3 protein-coding genes are annotated in these 3,987 nt (G+C 64.8%); all 3 read left to right on the forward strand.

The annotated features are described in order from the left end of the window. Positions 1–120: 120 nt before the first annotated feature. Genes KSW38_RS23240 through KSW38_RS23250 form a run of 3 tightly spaced genes read left to right on the forward strand, consistent with a single transcriptional unit; the run spans position 121 to position 3,868 of the window. Positions 121–1,227: a tyrosine-type recombinase/integrase gene (locus KSW38_RS23240; RefSeq protein WP_216927792.1), complete on the forward strand. Its 1,107-nt coding sequence runs from the start codon at positions 121–123 to the stop codon at positions 1,225–1,227. Beyond that, positions 1,224–3,458: a tyrosine-type recombinase/integrase gene (locus tag KSW38_RS23245; RefSeq protein ID WP_216927794.1), complete on the forward strand. Its 2,235-nt coding sequence runs from the start codon at positions 1,224–1,226 to the stop codon at positions 3,456–3,458. The genes KSW38_RS23240 and KSW38_RS23245 overlap by 4 nt, the downstream gene beginning before the upstream one ends. Next, on the forward strand, positions 3,455–3,868 hold the full coding sequence (locus tag KSW38_RS23250) for a DUF6262 family protein (protein ID WP_216927795.1): 414 nt from the start codon (positions 3,455–3,457) through the stop codon (positions 3,866–3,868). Before KSW38_RS23245 ends, KSW38_RS23250 begins: the two co-directional genes overlap by 4 nt. The last annotated feature ends 119 nt before the right edge of the window (positions 3,869–3,987 follow it).

Below are 3,987 nucleotides of genomic sequence, written 5' to 3' on the forward strand. Positions count from 1 at the left end.
TTATCTGGGGCCGGAACCGGGGTGTCTTTGACGTGCAGCACGAGGCCCGTAACCGCACAGTTCCGCGTGATGGAGGTGCTTATCTGAAGCTGTCCATCACACGGGATCGCGGGAGGGTTCATGCAGGTTCAACGAGTTTTGGTGTCCGGTTCGCCGCTTGAGTCGTGGACTGTGCTTGATGATCATGGTGTCGTCGAGCCGGTGGAGCGGTTCCTGGCTTACCTGACCGACGTCGAGAGGTCGCCGAACACGCTCAAGGCGTATGCGCATGATCTCAAGGATTGGTTCGTCTTTCTTCGCCACCGCGGCATTGATTGGCGCCAGGTGGCCTTGGAGAACGTCGGCGAGTTCGTCGCCTGGCTGCGGCTTCCGCCTGCCGGGCGCGCCGCGGACGTGACGCTGCTGCCGTCGGCTTCCCATCACTGCGGGCCGGGAACGGTGAACCGCAAGCTCGCGGCGGTGGGCGGCTTCTACGTGTTTCACTCCCGTCATGGGGTTCCGCTGGGCGACCTTGTCACCGAGTTCGAAACGGTCCGGCACCGAAGAACGGGATGGAGACCGTTCCTTGCCCACCTTGCCGGGGACAGGCCGCAGCGGCGCCGGATCGTGAAGCTGCGTGAGCCCAAGAGGTTGCCCACGGTCCTGCCTGCGGTGCAGGCACAAGCAGTGCTGGATGCGTGCACTCGGCTGAGGGACCGGTTCATGTTCGTCCTGCTGTGGGAGTCGGGAATCCGTATCGGCGAAGCACTCGGACTAAGGCATGAGGACATTGCAGTCGCCGAGGGCGAGCTGACGATCCGCCGGCGGGTGAACGCCAACCGGGCCCGGGCGAAGTCCGTTTCGCCGCGCACGATACCGATCGGCGCGGACGTCGTGCGGCTCTACGGCGACTACCTTCACGAGGAATACGGCGATCTGGACAGCGACTACGTGTTCGTGAATCTGTGGGCCGGCACCCGCGGCCGCCCGATGGGCTACGCGGCAGTCTATGACCTGGTGAAGCGGCTGCGCCGGAACACCGGAGTGGATTTTGACCCGCACTGGTTCCGCCATACCTATGCCACCCGCTTGCTACGAGCCGGGACACCCATCGAAGTGATCAGCAGCCTGCTTGGCCACGCATCGGTCGCAACCACCATCGACGTCTACGGCCACCTCACTGTTGAGGACGCCCGCCGCGCCCTCGAAAAGGCAGGGCTGCTGACCGGAAAAGAGGTCACCTGGTGAACTCCCTCGCACTGAATGAAAACGAGGACGGTCGCGGTCTGTTGGCTAAACTCATGGCCACCGTCCGGCCCGAATTCAGACCCGGGATCGTGATTCCAGCCCCGGGCTCCCTCGTCTTCAACACCGAGCCCTGCCGGATCGACGAGTGTGAAAGACAACGTACGGTGAAAGGGCTCTGCAAAAGCCACTACAAGCGCTGGCTGGACCAAGGACGCCCCGAATTGGAGTCATTCCTCGCCAGCCCCGGCCCATTACCCGTAGGCGATGGCCCCCTGGCGGCATGCACCGTCACCTGGTGCCGCTTCGGTTCGGCCAGACGCGGCCTCTGCATCAGCCATCACGGGTTCTTCAGTCGTTCCAGCGAGACCGACGTGAATAAGTGGCTCGCTACCCTCTCCCCCGAGCCAGCCACCGAACGGCCAGAATGCAGGCTCGCATTCTGCGACCTCTGGGCCCAAGGCAACTCGCCGTTGTGTCTGAACCACAAGTCCCGCTGGCACGCGCTCGGTTCGCCGGACATGGAAGAGTTCGTCACCCGGTGCGAAAGCGTGGGCCTGGACCGGTTCGATTTCCGATGCCTGGACGATCGGCCCCAGCTGCGGCTGGAGCTCCAGCACGCCCTGCAATGCCGCCACGACGAACGCCGGGCCAGTACCCGCTCCTCCGTCGTGACGCCCGTGATCCGGCTCCTCACCGATAGCGGCGTCACCTCGCTGCTGGACTGGAATCTTGAGCAGTGGTCAGTGTTCTACGGCGCAGGCCGCAGCCACCGCCACAACGGGCAACTCGCGTTCCTGCGATTTGCCTACACCCGGCTCGAAGACCTCGCTGCCGGCACCGGCTGGGAGTCCGAGTATTCCCGCGACGCCTGGGCCCTGCACCGGCTCGGCTACACCGACACCCGCGGCACCCTCCGCTTCGACAAGATCCCGCAACCGTGGCTGCGCGCCCTGGCAAAACGCTTCATCCGATGGCGGCTGACCAGCGGTCGGGAAATCATCCAAGCCCGCATCGACCTCCTCGCCCTGAACCGGTTCGCCGCGTTCCTCGCCCACACCATCCCCGGCTCCGACGGCCCGGACTGCATCGACCGCGGCATCCTGGAACGCTTTCTTGCCGAGCTCGCCCGTGACAAACGGGCCGTGACTTCCCGTGGCCGCGACGTCAGCTCCCTGAACGCTTTCTTCGCCGCGATTCGCCGCCACGACTGGGCCAAGGACCTGCCGGCATCGGCGAACTTCTACCCTGAAGACTTCCCACGACCGGCCAAACGACTGCCCAGGGCCCTGGCCGATCACATCATGGCGCAACTCGACCAGCCCGAAAACCTCGGCAAATGGACCAGCCCCGACAGTCGGCTACTCACCCTGATCCTGATGCGCTGCGGACTGCGCGTCGGGGACGCCTGCAACCTGGTATCAGACTGCGTGGTCCGTGACGGTGACAGTGCCCCATACCTGCGCTACATGAACCGGAAGATGAAACGCGAAGCCCTCGTACCCCTCGATGAGGAAGTCCACGCCGCCATCCTCGATCAGCAGCGACGAGGCCGTGAACGATTCCCCGAAGGCAGCAACTGGCTGTTCCCGGCCCCGAAGATGAACCCCGACGGAGCAAAACCGCTGACCACGCACTCCTACCGCGGACAGCTTGAAGACTGGCTGGAACAGTGCGACATCCGCGACGAACACGGGCAAGCGGTGCGCCTGACTCCGCATCAGTGGCGCCACACCTTCGGGACAACACTGATCAACCGCGACGTTCCCCAGGAAGTTGTCCGGGTCCTCCTCGACCACACCTCGGCGGAGATGACCGCCCATTACGCCAGGCTGCATGATACGACCGTGCGCCGCCACTGGGAGAAAGCCCGCAAGGTCAACATCAACGGCGACACCATCACCATTGACCCGCAAGGTCCCCTCGCCGAAGCCAGCTGGGCCAAACAACGCCTCGGCCGCGCGACGCAGAGCCTGCCGAACGGATTCTGCGGGCTGCCGGTTCAGAAGTCCTGCCCGCACGCCAACGCCTGCCTGACCTGTCCCATGTTCGTCACCACCGCCGAGTTCCTCCCCCAGCACCAAGAGCAGCGCCGCCAGACCGTCCAGATCCTCTCCGCGGCCGAGGCCCGCGGACAGACCCGGCTCATCGAGATGAACCAGACCGTGCTGCACAACCTGGACCGCATCATCGACTCCCTCGACGACACCGCACCAGCCGAGGCCGCCGGATGAACCGCCCCGACAACAGCCGGCACCTGGTCAAAGCTGCACAGCAGCGCGCGGCGCTCACCCGGTCCAAAGCCGTCCAAGCGCTGCGCACCCTGCACGCGGAAGGCCGCCCGGTCACCTTCGACGCCGTCGCCAAATACGCCCGGGTCTCCCGGTCCTGGCTCTACACCCAGCCCGACCTCCGAGCCGAAATCGAACACCTCCGTCAAATACAGGCCGCGGCGGAGCCCACGCCGGAATCCCGGCCACAGCGGGCAAGCGAGGCCTCGCTACGGCAACGACTCGAAGCGGCCAACGACAGAATCCGACGACTCAACGACGAGAATCAACGACTGCGACAGCAACTCGCACACGCCCTCGGACAACGCCGCCAAAGTCCATCACCAGACCCCGCGACCATCCCGAATCTATAACGGATCCACGAGAAGGAAAGGACAGCCAATGCCACCGTCATGCACGTCCCGGACACACCCACCAACACAAAACCGCAGGCCAGAGGCACACCAGCCCGACGGGCTCAAGATAATCCAGC

Origin of the sequence: Paenarthrobacter aromaticivorans (genome assembly GCF_019038615.1) — a bacterium.
GTDB classification, from domain to species: Bacteria; Actinomycetota; Actinomycetes; order Actinomycetales; family Micrococcaceae; genus Arthrobacter; species Arthrobacter aromaticivorans.